Below are 1671 nucleotides of genomic sequence, written 5' to 3'. Positions count from 1 at the left end.
CGAGTGCAGCAGCGAGCCATCCGCACCCCGGGAGAACATGTGCTCCTGGGTGCCGTAGCGGTAGGACGCCGACGCCGCGATGCCCTCGTCGCCGAGGGTGGCGCCCGGCGCCGTGCCGGAGTCGAAGCGGTAGAGGTCGTAGGTGTTCATCAGCGAGATGACCTTGTCCGCGTAGCTCGGGTCCGTGGCGTAGTGCCGGCCCACCTCGCGGATGAACGCCGCCGGGTCGTGGCGGTACGGGAGCGCGCTCGAGTAGGTCGAGCTGGTGGTGAGGAGCCGCCCGTAGTCGCGGAACGAGTTCTCCATCGAGTCGTACGAGCGGAAGTACGCGTTGACCGTGTGGCAGGGCGCCGGCACGCACTCGGTGGTCGGGTACGGCGCGCAGCCCTTCGCGAACGGGCCGGGGCTGGTCGGCGACGTGCACTTGAAGCCGAAGTAGTTCCGGTCGTTGACCGAGAGCGTGCTGCGGCCCCAGTTCGACTCCAGGATCGACTGGGCCGCGGTCACCGAGGCCGGGATGTCGAAGTCGTCGCGGACGCGCTGGGCGGCGGGGCCCGCCGCGGCGACGTAGTCGTCTTGGGCGCCGTCCTCGACGGCCGCGGATCTCATCGCGGCCGACCGCTGTTGTTCCTGCGTGGTCGTGCTCGTCCCCGGGTCGCCGGTCGTCGGCTGCCCGGCCGAAGCGGGCGCGACGAGAGCCAGCGTGCTGATCAACGCGCCGAGCCCGCCGACGGTGATCCGGGTGGTGGTGCGGGTCATGGTGTCCTCCAGGTCGTGGCGATGGGCCAAGCCTGGAAGCCCGGTCTCCAAGTCGACTCCAAACCGCCTGCAAGTCCCGTTGAAGCGGATTTGGGGCGGACTTGAAGCCTGCCGCGACACGGTTTCCCGGCGAGTCCGCCGCACCGAGAACGGCGGAGCGTTCACCCGGGAGGAAAACCCATGACCGTCCAGCGCACCGGTGCCGTCGTCGCCGCCGTGCTCACCTCGCTCGTGCTCGCCGGCACCGCCCCCGCGATCGCCCAGGCCCACCCGCTCGGCCCGGTGGCCGCGGCCGCCTACTACGACCCCGCCCACCCCGGCGCGCTGCCGCACGAAGGCACCGCCGGCGTGCCGAGCCACCCGAAGACCGCCGCCCGGGCGATGACCTCGGTCGAAAACGGCCAGATCACGCGCTCCGAAGTGCTGACCAGATCGAGGTCGTGGATCGACGAGCACGTGATGTACAGCCAGTCCGCGTACCACACCAACCAGTACGGCACCTACCGCCAGGACTGCTCCGGGTTCGTTTCGATGGCCTGGAACCTCAGCACGAGCCTGACCACCGCCACCCTGCCGTCGCGGATGGACGCCATCGGCTGGGCGGACCTGCGGCCCGGCGACGCGTTGTGGCGCAACGGCCACATCGCGCTCTTCCTCGCCTGGAACGACGCCGCCAAGACGCAGCCGATCGTCCGCGAGGAGTTCGACTACGGCAACCCGGCGGTCGAGCGGGCGTGGACCACGCAGTCCTACATCCGCACCTTCACCCCGATGCGCTACCGCAACATCGTCGACGACATCGGCCAGCCGGCCCCGATGGGCGACGAGGGGATCGCGGCGTCGGCGTCCTACCGCTACGGCACCCAGGAGCACATGTTCTCGAAGGGCGCCGACGGGTCGCTCTTGCACTCC

Annotated in this window: 2 protein-coding genes; one reads left to right on the top strand and one right to left on the bottom strand. The window is 70.4% G+C overall.

From position 1 onward, the window contains the following. Nucleotides 1-759: glucosaminidase domain-containing protein (locus AB0B33_RS46795; protein WP_360784687.1), on the bottom strand; the 759-nt coding region annotated here is incomplete at its 3' end. Nucleotides 760-939: 180 nt separating this feature from the next. On the opposite strand from AB0B33_RS46795, the gene AB0B33_RS46790 reads away from it, so the two are divergent. Then, on the top strand, nucleotides 940-1671 hold a 732-nt coding region (locus tag AB0B33_RS46790; protein ID WP_360784684.1), incomplete at its 3' end, for a hypothetical protein.

Origin of the sequence: Amycolatopsis sp. NPDC049159, from assembly GCF_040648295.1 — a bacterium.
In the GTDB taxonomy this organism is placed as follows: Bacteria; Actinomycetota; Actinomycetes; order Mycobacteriales; family Pseudonocardiaceae; genus Amycolatopsis; species Amycolatopsis pretoriensis_A.
This window is presented reverse-complemented; position numbering and strand designations above follow the sequence as displayed.